The 17,235-nt window shown below is 66.8% G+C and carries 8 protein-coding genes; 3 read left to right on the top strand and 5 right to left on the bottom strand.

The window, feature by feature from the left end; all coding sequences use genetic code 11:
- Position 1 precedes the first annotated feature (1 nt).
- Together KK131_RS10995 and dapD are read right to left on the bottom strand one after the other, a co-directional pair.
- Positions 2-358 carry a Spx/MgsR family RNA polymerase-binding regulatory protein gene (locus KK131_RS10995; RefSeq protein WP_214556778.1) on the bottom strand — a complete coding sequence of 119 codons (357 nt, stop codon included), beginning with the start codon at positions 356-358 and terminating at the stop codon, positions 2-4.
- Positions 355-1,305 carry a 2,3,4,5-tetrahydropyridine-2,6-dicarboxylate N-succinyltransferase gene (dapD, locus tag KK131_RS10990; protein WP_250887224.1) on the bottom strand — a complete coding sequence of 317 codons (951 nt, stop codon included), beginning with the start codon at positions 1,303-1,305 and terminating at the stop codon, positions 355-357. Before dapD ends, KK131_RS10995 begins: the two co-directional genes overlap by 4 nt.
- A gap of 255 nt (positions 1,306-1,560) precedes the next feature.
- On the opposite strand from dapD, the gene KK131_RS10985 reads away from it, so the two are divergent.
- The 3 genes from KK131_RS10985 (at position 1,561) to tssA (ending at position 3,491) form a co-directional block, all read left to right on the top strand.
- Complete coding sequence (locus KK131_RS10985; protein ID WP_214556776.1) at positions 1,561-1,839, top strand: hypothetical protein; 279 nt, start codon at positions 1,561-1,563, stop codon at positions 1,837-1,839.
- An 80-nt stretch (positions 1,840-1,919) separates the two neighbouring features.
- Positions 1,920-2,237: a hypothetical protein gene (locus KK131_RS10980; protein WP_214556775.1), complete on the top strand. Its 318-nt coding sequence runs from the start codon at positions 1,920-1,922 to the stop codon at positions 2,235-2,237.
- A 219-nt stretch (positions 2,238-2,456) separates the two neighbouring features.
- The gene (tssA, locus tag KK131_RS10975; RefSeq protein WP_214556774.1) at positions 2,457-3,491 is read left to right on the top strand and encodes a type VI secretion system protein TssA; all 1,035 of its coding nucleotides are present in this window, start codon (positions 2,457-2,459) and stop codon (positions 3,489-3,491) included.
- A gap of 39 nt (positions 3,492-3,530) precedes the next feature.
- Here the strand turns inward: tssA and KK131_RS10970 are convergent, their stop codons facing one another.
- Genes KK131_RS10970 through KK131_RS10960 form a run of 3 tightly spaced genes read right to left on the bottom strand, consistent with a single transcriptional unit; the run spans position 3,531 to position 16,588 of the window.
- Positions 3,531-4,643, bottom strand: a complete 1,113-nt coding sequence (locus tag KK131_RS10970) for a hypothetical protein (RefSeq protein WP_214556773.1) — start codon at positions 4,641-4,643, stop codon at positions 3,531-3,533.
- Positions 4,640-15,019, bottom strand: a complete 10,380-nt coding sequence (locus tag KK131_RS10965; protein ID WP_214556772.1) for a filamentous hemagglutinin N-terminal domain-containing protein — start codon at positions 15,017-15,019, stop codon at positions 4,640-4,642. The genes KK131_RS10970 and KK131_RS10965 overlap by 4 nt, the downstream gene beginning before the upstream one ends.
- A gap of 12 nt (positions 15,020-15,031) precedes the next feature.
- On the bottom strand, positions 15,032-16,588 hold the full coding sequence (locus KK131_RS10960; protein WP_345777242.1) for a ShlB/FhaC/HecB family hemolysin secretion/activation protein: 1,557 nt from the start codon (positions 16,586-16,588) through the stop codon (positions 15,032-15,034).
- Positions 16,589-17,235 lie beyond the last annotated feature (647 nt).

Here is a 17,235-nt window from a genome sequence, read left to right as displayed (position 1 = left end):
CTCAGCGCCCGAACAGTTTCTTGAAGCCGTTGTCGGTGAAACCCACGCTCACCGTGCCATCGGGCTGCACCACCACCGGGCGGCGGATCAGCGCGGGATATTCCTTCAGCAGCAGCGTCCACTCCGGATCGCTGCCCGGGTTCTTGCGTTGCAGCAGCAGGTTGCGCCAGGTGGTGGACGACTTGTTGACCAGCTTTTCCCAGCCGCCGAGCTGCGCCGCCCAGTTCTTCAGCGTGGTCGCAGGGACCGGGTTCGCGCGGTAGTCGACGAAGTCGTGCGCCACCTCGAAGCGGGCGAGCCAGTTGCGCGCCTTGCGGCAGGTGTCGCAAGTCGACAGTCCGTATAGGACAGGTTTCATTCGCCGCTCCTGAGCAGTTCGTTGATGCTGGTCTTGCTGCGGGTCTTCGCGTCGACCTGCTTGACGATGACCGCCGCATACAGGCTGTGGCTGCCGTCCCTTGCCGGCAGGCTGCCGGCCACCACCACGCTGCCGGCCGGCACGCGGCCGTAGCTGGTTTCGCCGGTGGCGCGGTTGTAGATGCGGGTGGACTGGCCGAGGAACACGCCCATGCCGATCACGCTGCCTTTTTCCACCACCACGCCCTCGACCACTTCGGAGCGTGCGCCGATGAAGCAGTCGTCCTCGATGATGGTGGGGTTGGCCTGCAGCGGTTCCAGCACGCCGCCGATGCCGACGCCGCCGGACAGGTGCACGCCCGCGCCGATCTGCGCGCAGGAACCCACCGTGGCCCAGGTGTCGATCATGCTGCCGGCACCGACGTATGCACCGATGTTGACGTAGCTGGGCATCAGCACCGCATCCTTCGCGATGTGCGCGCCCCGTCGCACCAGTGCGCCGGGCACCACGCGCGCGCCGAGTTGCTGCAGTTCGGCATCGTTGCCGTGGGCGAAGCGCAGCGGCACCTTGTCGAACGCCTGCGCCGGGCCGCCGTCGACCACGCGGTTGTCGTTGATGCGGAAGTACAGCAGCACCGCCTTCTTGATCCACTGGTTCACTTTCCAGCCGCCACGGCCATCCGGCTCGGCAACACGGCGCTCGCCGGATTCCAGCAGATCGAGCACCTGGCCGATGGCGGGCCGCAGATGGGTTTCGATCTCGGCCTGGGTCAGCGCGTTGCGGCGTTCGAAGGCGTCGTCGATCAGGGTTTCGATGGCTTGCATGGGATTCATTCGCTGGTGGCAGTCGGTCGACCGGGGCTGGCCGCAAAGAGTACACGCTGCAGTCATGGTTGCCGCGACCGGGTTCATCCGCGTACGGCACGCGTCGGGGGAAACCGGACGCATGTCCATTCTTCCACACCCTGTCCCGGCGCCGGAAATGGTCCGCTTTGGGACCACCGTTTCGGCATCCTTCGGTGCCAGGGCACGGTTACCGCCGGGCGCTGCGCGGCCCTGTGCATTTTCACCGCTTCGAAACGGCGGGTGTGTTCATCATTCGCCGCAGCCCGCATTGCGAAGGCTGGTCGCAGCACCGTCCGCGGTTCGCACCGCCGCAACGCGAAGCCCCAACCCGCCCAGTTGTCGCAGGGAGATCGCATCATGCACGATCAGATCAGCGAAGGATTCATGGTATTCGTCGCCGACGGGGCCGAAGGCATCGGCTCGGTCCGCGAGATCAGGCACGGCCTGCCCGAGTTGCTCGTCTACATCGAGAACGCGGGCGACTTCGTGATCCCGCTTTCGGCAGTGAAAGCCGTCCATTCCGAAAAGGTCATCCTGGACTTCGACCACCTGGACCTGCGCATGCGCGATGCCATCCGCCACGCGCGCGACTCGGAAGATCCGGACTACATATCGCCCGCTTCGGAAGATGAATAGGACCGCCTGCCCGCGGGCGCGCCTGGCCCGGTTTGCCGATAGGATGGCGCATGTTCACGGGTGCGCTTGACTGGAAAGGCATGATCGACAAAGACGAGGACAGGCTGAACCGCCAGCTCGACCGCTTCGAGCGGGAACTGCCGAAACGGGTCAGCCGAAGCATCCGATGGCTGCGGGAACCTTCGTCGCGCTGGGTGCGCATTCCCGTGGGACTCCTCCTCATCGCGGGAGGGATTTTCAGCATCCTGCCCCTGCTGGGCATGTGGATGCTGCCGCTGGGCCTGTTGCTGCTGGCGCAGGACCTGCCCTTCCTGCGCCGCCCGATGCGGCGGGCGCTGCTCTGGGTAGAGCGGCGCTGGGTCCGCTGGAAGCGGTCGCGCCAGCGCCGAACCGGATAATCACCGGGACGCGCCGCCCACCGAACGCGGCCACGACCGGGCTTCGCCGCAGCCGATTATCTCGGCCTGCCGAAATTCGGCGCATTTCATCGCACGAGCATATCCACGGCCGGTGCCGTGGCGGTCGTACCATGCCGATTAAAAATGGATCCGGCGACTGGTTTTGCGCGAATAATTTGTGATAATGGAAGAATCCCACCTGGAAGGCGGTGCAAGACCATGGCGCAATATAATCTTGAGTCTTTGTTGGCACCGATCGGAGATGAATCTCCGGCAGGCGACGATCTGGAATACGACGCCGAGTTTCTCGCACTCGAACGCGCCGCCGCGCCGAAAGCCGAACGCGCCATTGGCGACAGCGTCAAGGCGGCCGAGGAACCCGACTGGGACAAGGTCGCCGAACTGGCCCGGGCCGTGCTGGGCCGCTCCAAGGACCTGCGTGCCGCCGTCCACCTCACCACGGCCTGGACGCGCACGTCCGGCATGCCCGGGTGGAACGCGGGCCTCAGCCTGATTCGCGGCCTGCTTGAACACTTCTGGGACAACGTGCATCCGCAACTGGATGCCGAAGACGACAACGACCCGACCATGCGCGTCAACTCGGTGGTTCCGCTTGGCGACCTGCAGGGAGTATTGGGGTATTTCCGCACGACGCCTTTCGTGCAATCGCCGCGCCTGGGCCGATTCGATTTGCGCGACCTGCGCATCGCCAATGGCACGCTGAAAGTCACCGCCACGGAAGGCGAGCCGCAGGCGAGCATGACCGAAATCGAAGCCTGTTGCATGGATTGCGCCGAGGACGAACTGGTGGCCGTGACCGCCGCCATCAGCCAGTCGCTGGAAAACGCCAAGGCGATCGACGGCATTTTCAACGACCGAGTCGGCACGGCCGGGCCGGATTTCAAGAACCTGCTCGGCGAAATCTACGAACTGAAGAAGTTCCTGGAACCGCAGCTCGCGCGCCGCCTGCCGGCGGAAGGCTCCGCCGAAGACGGCGAGGCCGGTGAAGAAGGTAGCGGCGGAGGCGGCGGTGTGCGTGCCTCCAACGGTGCGATTGCCGGCCCGCAGGACGTGATGCGCCGCATCGACGAGCTGTGCGACTACTACACCCGCAACGAACCATCGAGCCCGGTACCGCTGCTGCTGCGGCGCGCGCAACGATTGGTCGGCATGGATTTCATGGACCTGCTGAAGGACCTCGCACCCGGCGGCATTTCAGAACTGCGCGTGGTTTCCGGGACACCCGACGAATAAGCCCCTGCGCCATCCCCGGGCCGATGACCCGGGTGACTCTCAGTACACGCCCTTGCAGCTGGCCGCGCCGGGGCGCACGAACAACTGGCGCACCGAGGGGTCCCAGCTCAGGGTAAGGCCACCCGGCAGCCCGGCGGTGATGCCGGCCGAGGCGATCTGGCTGATCGGCCCGACCGAGACGGCGTGGCCGTCGCCGAACGTCGCCTTCGCACTGATCGCGTAACTGACCGGGTCCGTGCAGCCCGCCGTGTCGACCTGCTGCGAGACCGTGCCGCTGCCGGTGAAATCCGGCATCGTCCCCGTAACCGGCGGCATGACCCGATCGGCGCCCTTGCCCGCGCGGCATGTGGCGGTCAACGCGTAGCTCACCGATACCTTGGCCGAAGGCGCGACCTGCACCGCGGCGACGGCCTCCGGCTGCGCCTTGCAGCCGACCAGGAACGCCTTGTGTTTCGGCACCACATGCAGCACGTAGCTGCCCGACTGGAGCCGGGCGTCACCGGCCAGTTTCAGTTCGATGCGATTCGGCGATACGCCGGTCACGCTGGGCTGCACTTCCTGTCGCCGGCCCTGCGCGTCCGTCGCGGTGACCATGGGATCCTCGCACTGCGCATCGAGCAGGTTCGCGCCGACCAGGGCGAAGGTCATCTCCTTGCCGCCGTTGCGCAGCACGAACAACGGCCGGTGATCCGCCGTTTCGACGCCATCGATGACCGGCGGCAGCTTGGCCGAGCCGGATACGGCAGCAACCTGCGCGACCGTGCTGCCCAGCGCATCGGCCATCGCATTCGCATCGGCATCCAGGCAACCCTTGCTCGCGTCGAGGAAGGCCTTGACCCGTTGCACCACCGCATGGGCGCGGTAGGCGCTCGCCTTGGCGTCGGCGTCGAGGATGTCGAGCGGCTTGCCGGCATCGCCGCCCAGCGTCTTGCGCAGCGTATCGGCCATGCCGGCAAGACGTTCACTGGTGGCGCCAAGACTGGAAGCCGGCAAGCCGACTGCACGGGCAGCCAACTCGTGTTGGGCCGCCTCGAGTTCGGCGACGACGGTGGTCCCGCTCAGCCGCGGGGCGATCTGCGCTGCCGCCGAGCCGGCAAGGCCTGGCGCGAGCAGCCCGAACAGGATGCCTGCACCGAGTCTGCGCATGCTCATCGGCGCACGTTCATCATCATGCGCACCATACCCACGGTGTCGCCGCCCTCGCAGTCGAGCTGATCGGGCTGGTCGGGATCGCAACCGCTCTGCTGGTCGGCCGGCAAGCGCACGCCGGACGGCACGATGCCATAGGAGCGGTAGTTCGCCGTGATCACGCTCGGGTCGACGTACGAGTCGCCGTGGTTGCCGTTCTGCGCGCTACCCGCGCCCGATGCGGTAGGCACGTTGACGGCCAGGCCGCCACCCAGCGGCAGCAGGTTGCCGCCGCTGTCGACGGCGTAGAAATAGGCCGGCGGCATGCCGATGTTGGCGACCGTCTGCAGGCCGGTGCCGATCACGTAGATCGGCGCCGCACCCGTACCCATGCGGCCCGTCGAGCCCCACACGCCCATGCCGTTGTACACCGGCGTGGTGCCGAGCTGGAACAGGTCGCCGTTGGTCACGGACAAGTAGAACGCCGAGGTGCCGGCATTCACCGTGAACGCGCTGCCGGCCACCGACGCCAGCGTCAGCGTCTTGTTGTTGGTCATGCTGAAGCCGGCCGGCGACGAGAAGTTGCCGAGGGTGTCGACCATGTTGCTGATGCGGCCGGTGGCGCTGCCCAGCATGGTTCCGCCCGCAGCACTTCCGCTCAACGTGGCCGCGGTGATCACGCCGCCGGAGCCTTCGCTGATCGCACCGGCCGAGTTCAGCGTGGTCTGCGCGCCACTCACCGCACCATTGATCGTCAGGTTGCCGGCAGTCGTCGCAAGCGTGGTGCTCGAGCCGCCGGCAACCGGACCGCCCACCGTCAACGCCTGCGCATTGGTCAGGGCGAAGCCTGCCGCCGTGAAGCTGCCCAGCGTACCGATGTGGTTGGGTCCGTTCAGCGCGGTCGCACCACCCGACTGGCCAGTCAGGGTGCTGGCGGTAATGCTGCCGGCTGCGCCCTGACTGATCGTACCGGCCGACTTCAACGTCGTCGTGGTGCCGCTGACCGCACCATTGATGATCAGGTCACCCGCAGTCGTGGTCAGCGTCACGCTGGGACCGCCATCGAGCGGACCCACGACCGTCAGCGTCTGGGCATTGGTCAGGCTGAAGTCGGACGTGAAGCTGCCCAGGGTGTCGATGTGGTTGTTGCCATCCAGCGTGGCGTTGCCGATCGAATGACCGGTCAGCAGATTCGCCGTGATGCTGCCGCCGGCGCCTTCCGTGATGGCGGCAGCGGAATGCAGCGTGGTCGTCGTGCCGACGACCGCGCCGTTGATCGCCAGATCGCCCGCGGTCGTCGTCAGCGCGGTGCTGGCGCCGCCATCGACCGGGCCGCTTACCGTCAACGCCTGGGCGTTGGTCAGCGCGAAGTTCGCCGCGTTGAAATTGCCCAGCGCGCCGATATGGTTCGCTCCGTTGAGCACTGTCGCGCCGCTCGACTGGCCAGCCAGGGTGCCGGCGACAATGTTGCCACCCGCGCCCTCACTGATCGCGCCGGCCGACTTCAGCGTCGTCGTGGTGCCGCTGACCGTGCCATTGACGGCCAGGTTGCCCGCGGTCGTCGTCAGCGCGGTGCTGGCGCCGCCGTTGACCGGACCGCTTACCGTCAACGCCTGCGCGTTGGTCAGCGCGAAGTTCGCGGCATTGAAGCTGCCCAAGGCATCAATGTGGTTGGCTCCGTTCAGCGCGGTCGCACCGCTCGACTGACCGGTCAGCGTACCGGCGGCAATGCTGCCCGTTGCGCCTTCACTGATGGCGCCAGCCGACTTCAGCGTCGTCGTGGTGCCGTTGACCGTGCCATTGATGGCCAGGTTGCCCGCGGTCGTCGTCAGCGTCACGCTGGCGCCGCCGTTGAGCGGGCCGTTCACCGCCAACGCCTGGCCGTTGGTGAAGCTGAAGCCCGTGCTGCTGAACGCGCCCAGCGCCGCCACCTTGTTCGCCCGGTTCAGCGTCGTGCTGCCCACGGCACTGCCGCTCAGCGTACCCGCCGTGATGACGCCGCCGCCCTGGCTGATGCTGCCGCCGGAAACCAGCGCCACTGTGGAGCCCTGGAGGTTCTTCGACAACGCCAGGTTGCCGGCTGAAGTCAGTGCAACGGTATCGCCGGCAAGGTCCGCATTCACGGCCAACGCGCCGCCGGTCGTCTCCAGGTCGATGTCCCCTGCATTGCCGGTCGTCGTCAGCGGGCCGTTTACCGTCAATGCCTGCGCATTGACCAGGCTGAAGTTTGCCGCACTGAAGTTGCCCAGCGTACCGATCTTGTTGGCCCGGTTGAGCGTCGTGTTGCCCACCGAACTACCCGTCAACGTGCCGGCCGTGATGATGCCTGCGCCCTGACTGATGGCTGCGCCGCTCACCAGGTTCAGCGTCCCTGCGGCAGTCACATTGCTGTTCAACGTCACGCCGCCGTGCCCGGTCAGCGACACATTGGCGCCGCTCAATGCACCCGGCGTGGTCAACGAGCCGCCGTTGGAGACCAGGGTCAGATTCGCAGCGCCGGTATCGATGGCGCCGGCCGGCAGAGTCAGCACTCCGCCGGCAATCAGGCTCACCGCGCCATTGGCGCCACTGGCCAACCCGGCAATGGCAAGATTGTTGGCGTCGGTGATCTGCACGCCGGTACCGGTGGCCGTCACCGCGCCGCCGAAGTCGTTACCGGCGTTGGTCAACGCCATCGCCGCGCTGCCCGCGTTGATCGTGCTGCTGCCGGTCACGTGCAAGGCGCCGGTCTGGCCAATCGCACCATTGTTGCTGGTGGTAGCCAGGTTGCCGGTGACCGTGCCGCTGCCCAGGTTCAGTGCGCCGTGGCTGACCGCCGTCAGCGCGCCGGTGCCCAATGTGCCCAGGGTCAGTGCGTTCGCATCGGTGATCTGCGTGGTGCCACCGGCCAGGTTCACCGCACCGGCGAAGTTGTTGCCGGTGTTCGTCAACGTGATCGCACCGCTGCCTGCGTTGATCGTGCTGCTGCCGGTCACGGCCAGCGCACCCGTCTGGCTGATCGCGCCGTTGTTGCTGGTCGCCGCCAGGTTGCCGCCAACCGTGCCGCTGCCGAGGTTCAGCGCGCCATGACTCACCGCCGTCAGCGCACCCGTAGCCAGCGTGCCCAAGGTCAGCGCGTTCGCGTCGGTGATCTGCGTGGCGCCACCGGTCAGGCTCACCGCACCGGCAAAGTCGTTGCCGGTGTTTGTCAGCGCGATCGTACTGCTGCCCGCATTGATGGTGCTGCTGCCGGTCACGGCCAGCGCACCGGCCTGGCTGATCGCACCGTTATTGCTGGTCGCCGCCAGGTTGCCGCCGACCGCGCCGCTGCCCAGGTTCAACGCGCCATGGCTGATGGCCGTCAGCGCACCCGTGCCCAGTGTGCCCAGGGTCAACGCGTTCGCATCGGTGATCTGCGTGGTACCACCGGTCAGGCTCACCGCACCGGTGAAATCGTTGCCCGCATCGGTCAGCGTGATCGCGCCGCTGCCTGCGTTGATCGTGCTACTGCCGGTCACGGCCAGCGCACCGGTCTGGCTGATCGCGCCGTTGTTGCTGGTCGCCGCCAGGTTGCCGGCGACCGTGCCGCCGCCCAGGTTCAACGCCCCTGTGCTGGTTGCCGTCAGGGCGCCCGTAGCCAGCGTGCCCAGGGTCAGCGCGTTCGCGTCGGTGATCTGCGTGGCGCCGCCGGTCAAATTCACCGCGCCGGTGAAGTCGTTGCCGGTGTTCGCCAGCGTGAGGACGCCACCACCGCCGTTGAAGCTCGCCGCACCGGCCGCTGCCGACTGCACGATGGCCGTGCCCGCCGCCTGCGTGATGCCCACCGCCTGCACGCCCAGCGTCCCCGTCCCGACAGTGACGTTGCCCAGGAGCAGCCCGTTGGCGTCCCGGATCGACACGTTGTTCGCGCCGCTGTTGCTCAGGCCCACCGCACCGGTGAAGTTGTTGCCCGCATTGGCCAGCGTGATCGCGTTGGCGCCTGCGGCAAAACTGCTGGTCCCTGTCACGCTGAGAGCGCCGGTCTGACCGATGGCGCCCGCGGCCGTCGTCGACAGGTTGCCGCCCACCGTCGTCGCGCCAAAACTGGTCGCCGCGGCATTCGTGGTCAGGTTGTTGCTCGATCCGCTGACCGCGAGATTGCCGCCCGCCGTGAGGATGGCGTTGCCGCCCGTCGTCAACACCGCCGTCAAGGCATTCGCGTCGGCCAGCGTGATGCCACCGCCGCTGGCCGTCACCGTGCCGGTGAAGTCGTTGCCGGCCGAAGTCAGGCTTACCGCACCGGTGCCGCCAGCAATGCTGCTGGTGCTGCCGGCAAGAATGTTGCCGGCTGCCTGCGAAATGCCGCCCGTGCTGCTCGCCAGGGTCAAGGTGCCCGTGGCGGTGATGTCGTTGTTCAACGTCAGCCCGCTCGCGCCGGTCAGCGAGACGTTGTTGCCGCTGAGGTTGCCCTGGGTCGTCAAGGTCGCACCCGAGGACAGCGTGAGATTCCCGCTACCGGTGCCGATGGCGGTGATCGTCGGCGCCAGCGTGAGCTGGCCGCCGGCGATCAGCGACACGTCCTTGTTCGGCGCGCTCGTGAACCCGACCATGTCCAGCGCCGTGGCGTCGGTGATCCCTACCGCCTGGCCGCTGGCCGTGACCGGCCCGGTGAAGTCGTTGCCCGCATTCGTCAGGGCCAGGTCGCCCGCACCGGCATCGAGCGTCACCGCACCGCCACCGGCGGCCTGCACGATGGCGCCGGTCTGGCTGATCCCGGTCGCCGTCAGCGCCAGCGCTCCGCTGCCGATCGTCGACGTTCCCAGCACCAGCGCGTTCGCATCGCTGACCGCGACGTTATTCGCACCGCTGTTGCTCAGGCTCACCGCACCGGTGAAATCGTTGCCCGCATCGGTCAGCGTGATTGCGCCGCTGCCCGCGTTGATCGTGCTGCTGCCGGTCACGGCCAGCGCACCGGCTTGGCTGATCGCGCCGTTGTTGCTGGTCGCCGCCAGGTTGCCGGCGACCGTGCCGCTGCCCAGGTTCAACGCCCCTGTGCTGGTTGCCGTCAGGTTGCCGGTCGAAAGCGTGCCCAGGACCAGCGCGTTTGCGTCGGTGATCTGCGTGGCGCCGCCGGTCAAATTCACCGCGCCGGTGAAGTCGTTGCCGGTGTTCGCCAGCGTGAGGACGCCACCACCGCCGTTGAAGTTCGCCGCACCGGCCGCCGCCGACTGCACGATGGCCGTGCCCGCCGCCTGCGTGATGCCCACCGCCTGCACGCCCAGCGTCCCCGTCCCGACAGTGACGTTGCCCAGGAGCAGCCCGTTGGCGTCCCGGATCGACACGTTGTTCGCGCCGCTGTTGCTCAGGCCCACCGCACCGGTGAAGTTGTTGCCCGCATTGGCCAGCGTGATCGCGTTGGCGCCTGCGGCAAAACTGCTGGTCCCTGTCACGCTGAGAGCGCCGGTCTGACCGATGGCGCCCGCGGCCGTCGTCGACAGGTTGCCGCCCACCGTCGTCGCACCAAAACTGGTCGCCGCGGCATTCGTGGTCAGGTTGTTGCTCGATCCGCTGACCGCGAGATTGCCGCCCGCCGTGAGAACAACGTTGCCGCCTGTCGCCAACGCCGCCGTCAAGGCATTCGCGTCGGCCAGCGTGATGCCACCGCCGCTGGCCGTCACCGTGCCGGTGAAGTCGTTGCCGGCCGAAGTCAGGCTTACCGCACCGGTGCCCCCAGAAAGGTTGCTGGTGCTGCCGGCAAGAATGTTGCCGGCTGCCTGTGAAATGCCGCCCGTGCTGCTCGCCAGGGTCAAGGTGCCCGTGGCGGTGATGTCGTTGTTCAACGTCAACCCGCTCGCGCCGGTCAGCGAGACGTTGTTGCCGCTGAGGTTGCCCTGGGTCGTCAGGGTCGCACCCGAGGACAGCGTGAGATTCCCGCTACCGGTGCCGATGGCGGTGATCGTCGGCGCCAGCGTGAGCTGGCCGCCGGCGATCAGCGACACGTCCTTGTTCGGCGCGCTCGTGAACCCGATCATGTCCAGCGCCGTGGCGTCGGTGATCCCTACCGCCTGGCCGCTGGCCGTGACCGGCCCGGTGAAGTCGTTGCCCGCATTCGTCAGGGTCAGGTCGCCCGCACCGGCATCGAGCGTCACCGCACCGCCACCGGCGGCCTGCACGATGGCGCCGGTCTGGCTGATCCCGGTCGCCGTCAGCGCCAGCGCTCCGCTGCCGATCGTCGACGTTCCCAGCACCAGCGCGTTCGCATCGCTGACCGCGACGTTATTCGCACCGCTGTTGCTCAGGCTCACCGCGCCGGTGAAATCGTTGCCGATGTTGGTCAGCGTGATCGCGCCGCTGCCCGCGTTGAAACTCGATGCGCCGGCCACCGTGAAGGCGCCACCTTGCGCAATGCCACCCGCCGTGGTGGTCACCGCAAGTCCGCCACTGCCAATGTTCAATGCATTGGCATTGAAGGTCCCGCTATTTGATACCAGACTGGTCAAGGCACCGTTGGCGCCATTGCCAAGCGCACCAGTGAACGTTACCGCGCCTATGCCGGCATTGACGGTGAGGGCCCGTTTGGTCGCCGTGGCGTTATCCACCGTGCTGCCGAAGGACACCGCGCCGCTGGCGGTTGCAAGTGTGGCGTTGGCACCAAGCGCTATCGCATCGTTGTAGGTTTGCGCGCCGGTGGTGCTCACATTGCCGTTGAGCGTGGTGCCGCCGCCCGCGTCCGTGGCCAGGCTGGTCAGCGCCGTCGTGCCGCCGACCGCACCACCGAAGCTGGTGGTGCCGCTGGTGTTTACCGTCAGCGCATGCGCGCCGTTCACCGTGGAGCCGAAGCCGATGGCGCCACTGCCGCTGCTCGCCAGGGTCGTGCCGACGCCCAGCGTCACCGCGCCGCTGTAGGTCTGGCCGCCGCTGGTGCTCACGCTGGCGGTATTGAGGTTCGTCGTGCCGCTGACCTGCAGTGTGTTCACGCCCGACATCACGCCGGCCAGCACCGCATTGCCGGTCACCGTCAGGTTGTTTCCGGTCCCCGTCACGGCCGCCAGGCTGACCGTCGTTCCGGTCAGCGTGGCATTGGCGCCCAACGTCATCGCGTCGCCGTAGGTTTGCGCCCCGGTGGTACTCACATTGCCGTTGAGCGTGGTGCCGCCGCCCGCGTCCGTGGTCAGGCTGGTCAGCACCGTCGTGCCGCCGACCAAACCACCGAAGGTGGTGGCCCCGCTGGTATTCACGGCAAGGGCGTGTGCGCCGTCGACCGTGCTGCCCAGGTTGATGGCGCCGGCACCGCTGCTGGTCAATGTGGCATCACCACCCAGGGTCAGCGCGTCATTGTAGGTTTGCGCACCGCTGGTGGTGACACTGCCGCCCAGCATGGTGCTGCCGCCAGCGTCCGTGGTCAGGCTGGTCAGCGCCGTCGTGCCGCCAACCGCGCCGCCAAAACTAGTGGCGCCACCAGTGTTCACCGTCAGCGCATGCGCGCCATCGATGGTCGAGTCGAAGCCGATGTTGCCGCTAGCGCTGCTCGCGAGAATCGCGTCGGCGCCCAGCGTCACCGCGCTATGGTAGGCCTGCGCACCGCTGGTGCTGACGTTGCCGTTGATCGTGATGCCGCTGCCGGCCGTCAAATCCAGCCCGCCGGCCACTACGCCTGCCAGCGGTACCGTCAAGGCGGCGTTGGTGTAATTCAACGTCAGGATGCCGGCCACGTTCGCCGGCAGCGCCAGGGTGCCGGGGGTCGCGAAGGTGTTCTTCAGCGACAGGTTGTTGATTCCCGCGCCGACACCCGTGGCAAAGGTCACCGCACCCTGGAAACTGTTGTTCTGGCTGCCCAGGTTGATGTCCCGGGTGGCCCCCGCCGTGGTGCTGTTCTGAGTGAACGTGGCCGCGCCCGTCACCGTCAATGCACCGCTCTGGCTCAGGGCGCCGTTGCTGCCCACGTCCAGGGTGCCGGTAGCCGTCGTCGTGCCCAGGGTGGTCGCCGCGTTGTTCACCAGGCTCACATTGCTGCCGGCCAGGTTCACCGCACCGGTAAAGGCATTGCCGGCATTGGCCAGCGTGATCGCATTCGTGCCGGCATTGAACGTCGCGGCTCCCGCCGACGCGGCCTGAGTAATCGTTCCACTACTCTGTGAAATGCCTGCTGCCGAAACGGTCAAGGTGCCGCTGCCCAGCGTCGAAGTGGCGAGATCCAGTGCGTGGGTGCCGTTGTTCAGCGTGACAGCGTTGGCACCGCTGTTGTTGAGGCTGACCGGGCCCGTGAAATCGTTGCCGGAATCGCCGAGTGAAATCGCCCCCGCTCCGGCGTTGAACGTCGCGCCTGCCGCCGACGCGGCCTGAGTGATCGCTCCACTCTGCGAGATGCCCGTTGCCGAGATGGTCAACGCGCCGCTGCCCAGCGTCGAGGCAGCCAGATTCAGCGCGTTCGTGCCGTTGTTCAGCACGACGGCGTTGGCGCCGCTGTTGCTCAGGCCCACCGCCCCCGAGAAATTGTTTCCGGCGTTGCCAAGCGCGATCGCCCCGGCGCCCGCATCCAGAGTGGCCGCCCCCGCCGTAATGGTGTTGGAGCCTACGGCCTCGCTGATGCCGGTGGCGTGCACCGTCAACGCACCGGTGCCGGTGTTGATCGATCCGGTCTTGCTGCCGACACCCAAGGTGAAGGCGCCGCCGCCAATGCCGGTTTCGACGTCGACCAGGCCGCCATTGGTGGCGATCGCGGCGTTGGCGGTGTTGCCAACCGTCACCACGCAACTCACGAGGGCCGCGCACGATGCGTTGCTCACGTAACTGGTTCCTGCCGCGGTGCCGCCGTAGTTCGACCACAGGTACAGGTCGAGCTTATGCGATGCGTCAGCCGCGCTGATGTCCGCATTGACGTAGATGCCGCCGGCAGCTTTCAGGTAAAGCACGTTGTCGCCGACACTCGGCTTGATGGCCGCGTTGACGGTGATGTCGCCGTTGCTGGTCCCGGAGGAGCCGGTGAACACCGTGACGTTGGTGCCGTTGAGCGCCGTGTTGAGATCGCCTGCCTTGATCGTGGAGTCCGCCGAGGCACTGAACGGCGAGGAGAGCGTGCCTGCACCGGTCTGGATGGTGATGTTGTAGGGATCGATCAGCCAGGTGCCTGCGCGCCCGCGCGGCGACGAGGCATCGACGCTGCCCTGTGCGTTCAGTCCATAGTGGGACGAGGTCTCCACCAGTCCGCCGTTGCCGCCCAGCGCACCGCCACGGGCGGTAATGGCGCCGAGGAAGTTGTTGCCCTGGTTGCCCCAGAGCACGACCGAGCCGCCGTTGCCGTATCCGGTGGCATCGGCATCGAGCACGGCATCCGGGCCGAGGTAGGTGACGTTGGCCGTGGTCAGCCCCTCGCCTCCCTGGTACCCGCCGCCCACGCGGATGGTGCCGCCCCCCTGCTCGCCCGAGGCGTCGATGCGTCCCGTCACGCCAACGTTGGCGTCGGACAGCAATTGCGCGCTGCCGCCATGCACGCCGGACACGCTGATGCTGCCGCTGCTCTCGACGTTTCCGCCGTTGCCGACCAGACGCACCACGCCGCCGTCGGTGCTGATGCCGCTGGCGTCGATGACGCCCGTGTTGTTGACCAGGCTGGTGAACAGGTCTTTCGTTGCCGAGGCCTGCAGCACCACGGTGCCGTCTTCGGCGCGCAGGGTGCCCTTGTTGGTGACCGCCGCTTCGCGCTGGTCCAGGCGCTGCTTCAGTTCGCCGGTGATCTGGATGTTGATCAGGCCGTTGCCGTCGAAGTCGAGCACGGCATGATCGGCGCCGTCGAGGTTGATCTTGCCGTAGTTGGCGAAGATCAGCCCGTCGTTGAGCACGCTGCCGCCGACCAGGGCGACCGAACCGCCGCTGGCGGCCTGGATCAGGCCGTGGTTGACGATGCCGGCACCGGCTCCGGTCGCGTTGAGGTTGTAGTGTCCGGCGAGGAAGTCGTTCGGCGTGAGGTCGAGCGTGCTGGCCAGCAGGCCGCCCACGTTCATCTGCGCGGTGGCACCGAAGATGATGCCGTGGGTGTTGATCAGGAAGATCTGGCCGTTCGAACTGATGCGGCCGAAGATCTGGCTGGGGTTCTGGTCGAGGATGCGGTTCAGGGCCACCGCCGAGCGGCCCGGCTGGTTGAACAGCACCGATTCGTTGGCGCCCACGTTGAAGGTCTGCCAGTTCAGCGCCAGCTTCTGCGATGCCTGGTTGATGATCGTGCTGTTCCCGCTCTGGGTGATCGAACCCGTGCCGCCGACGACCACGCCGCCAGTGGGACCACCGGCCAGCGCATCGCCGCTGAAGACGATCGACCCGACGGCCAACCCGACGCACAGGCTGATCGGCCAGGTCCTGCGCAAGGGCAAGGCCTTGCCCGACGCAGGGATCGAACGCGCGCACATGTCGGTGCGCGACTCACGCTGGTGGGTGCTCTTGCTCATGGTCGTCATCCGTCAGAACGTGAAGCTGAAGCGGGAGTAGATGTGATAGCCCTTGTGATCGGACGCATCCTGCGAACCCAGGGGTACGGCGCCATTGAGATGGAACTCGAAATGGCTGAATCGCGGCAGCCTGAAAATCAGGCCGGCGCCCACGCCGCTGAGCGTGGCCGACTCCGGCTCGATGAACTTGTTGGCGCCCGCCGAATAGCCCTTGGCGTAGTCGACGAAAACCTGGAATTCGAGCAACTCGCGCCAGGGGCGGCCGTAGAACGGCGACACCTTGTCGCCGAAGCCCGGCGCATCGACGTGATATTCGAGCGACGTGTAATAGCCGCGATCGCGCAGGGCGTCGGCGATCGGATAGGCTCGGGTGCTGTCCGGGCCGCCCAGCGCGAACTGCTCGAGCGGGACCAGCGCGTCGTTGCTGTACTGGCCGACGAGCTTGAAGTTGAGCCGCTGCGACTTGGTCAGGAACTGCATTCGCGTGTACGAGAGCTTGGCGACCAGGAAACTTCTCGAATGCTGCGGACTGACCAGGTCCGGTTCCCGGGAGTCGTCGTGGATCGACTTGCGCAGGCCGACCTGGAGGATATCGACGCCATGGAAACGGCGATCGGTATGGAGCATCCCGTAGGTCAGTTCGGCCAGGCTGAACTTTTCGTCCGACAGATTGACGCCGATGCTGTCGAGCCGGGATTCCTCCCGGATGAAATGCAGCGTACTCAGGGCCTGCAGGTCGTCCCGGTTGATGAACTTCCAGTCCATGCCACCGTAGTAAAGCGAGCTGGGGCCCTTGACGTCGAGCGCGGCGAACGAGCCGGAGTTGATCTGCAGTTCGTTGCGCGAGGCGCCGATCACGGCGCTCAGGCCCGGCACACGCGGCGCCGGCGCACGATAGGACACCGCGCCATAAACGTTGTCGCTCGGGTCCAGCGCGTAGTCCACATTGAGGTTGAAGGCGTCGCCGATACCGAGCGGGCTGGCCCACTCGAGGCCGGCCTGCGCACGGTAGCGGCCGGTGAGTTCGGTACCGTAGTTGTTGGCGCCAAGCGTGAACTTGTACGGCCGTTTCGCCTCGTTGGCGATCATCACCAGGTCGGTGTCGCCGGTGTTCTCGCCCGGCTGGAACGTCGATGCCACCGTGACGCCCGGCAGGTCGCGCGCATACAGCAGCGCGGTGTCGACGTCGCTCTTCAGCAGCGGCTTGCCGCGCAGCTTTTCCGCCGATGCCGAGATCACGCCGGGGCGGTAGCGTTTCGTGCCCTTGACGATGATCTTGCCGATCTTGCCTTCCAGCACCCGGATCTCGACGATCTGGTCGGCGCCGACGGTCTGTGCCGGAAGAAACGCGTTGGAGACGATGAAGCCGGCCGTCCGATAGCGCTCGACGATCTTGTCGGCAACGCCCTGCATCTCCTCGAAGCTCAGCTGCACCGGATTGCCGGCCTTGCCGGCCAGTTCCCGGTACTGCGCATCGGCCAGCGCCTGGACGCTTGCCGGCGTTACGCCGAGGTCCGCATGATCCGCAACGCCGGTAACGCGGAAGCCGCGCACCGCAATCTTCTGCACGGGAGCGGCATCGCGCTCCCTCACCGGCGGCACGACATTGTCGGGTGCCTGCTGCGGCGGCCTGGCGGCGGTTTCCGGTGATGATGTCGGAGAATTCCCGACGGGCACTTCGTTGCGGGAAGCCTGATCAGGCGAAACAGCGCCGGCGTCTTGCGCCCCGGCAGTTCCGCCAGTCAACGCCAACGCCAACGCTGCCGCGAGGCAAACAGTTCGCACGATACATTCCCCCTGGTCGCATCATCGATCCATTGACGGCGCGCCCCGAGACATCGAGGTCACGCCAACTGCGAAATTCCAAGCCCCCGGCAATCAGGCAATTGCTGCCTGCTGGCTCGTGTTACTTCCATCAGGATACACCTTTACGCGTTCGAAGGAAGCGCCGTTGCGGTGGCAAAAAAGCTTGCAAACCGGATATGCAAACGCCTGCCCATAGCCTTCCGGCCAAACCGTTTTTTTACGTTTGCCACTCGTCCGACCAATGCCGCGTGGCGGCTCCGGAAGCGGCTCCACAACCGGCTTTCCACCGCGACCCATCCTTCGCTCGCCGCGAATCGCCGCCTCTTGCACAGCCCCCATTCCTCATCGCACGCAATCATGCGCAAGCGCGCATGCGCGGCAGGCAACCCCATGCCTGCCATGGACAGGAT

The organism is Rhodanobacter sp. LX-99 (assembly GCF_018599185.1).
Lineage (GTDB): Bacteria > Pseudomonadota > Gammaproteobacteria > Xanthomonadales > Rhodanobacteraceae > Rhodanobacter.
The sequence above is the reverse complement of the archived record's forward strand: the minus strand, read 5'-3'. Positions and strand labels throughout refer to the sequence as shown.

Excerpts from the sequence above, each read along its gene's own strand:
- KK131_RS10985 (WP_214556776.1), top strand. The coding sequence starts at position 1,561 with ATGCACGATCAGATCAGCGAAGGATTCATGGTATTCGTCGCCGACGGG.
- KK131_RS10965 (WP_214556772.1), bottom strand. The coding sequence starts at position 15,019 with ATGAGCAAGAGCACCCACCAGCGTGAGTCGCGCACCGACATGTGCGCG.
- KK131_RS10980 (WP_214556775.1), top strand. The coding sequence starts at position 1,920 with ATGATCGACAAAGACGAGGACAGGCTGAACCGCCAGCTCGACCGCTTC.
- dapD (WP_250887224.1), bottom strand. The coding sequence starts at position 1,305 with ATGCGTCCGGTTTCCCCCGACGCGTGCCGTACGCGGATGAACCCGGTC.
- KK131_RS10995 (WP_214556778.1), bottom strand. The coding sequence starts at position 358 with ATGAAACCTGTCCTATACGGACTGTCGACTTGCGACACCTGCCGCAAG.
- KK131_RS10970 (WP_214556773.1), bottom strand. The coding sequence starts at position 4,643 with ATGAGCATGCGCAGACTCGGTGCAGGCATCCTGTTCGGGCTGCTCGCG.
- tssA (WP_214556774.1), top strand. The coding sequence starts at position 2,457 with ATGGCGCAATATAATCTTGAGTCTTTGTTGGCACCGATCGGAGATGAA.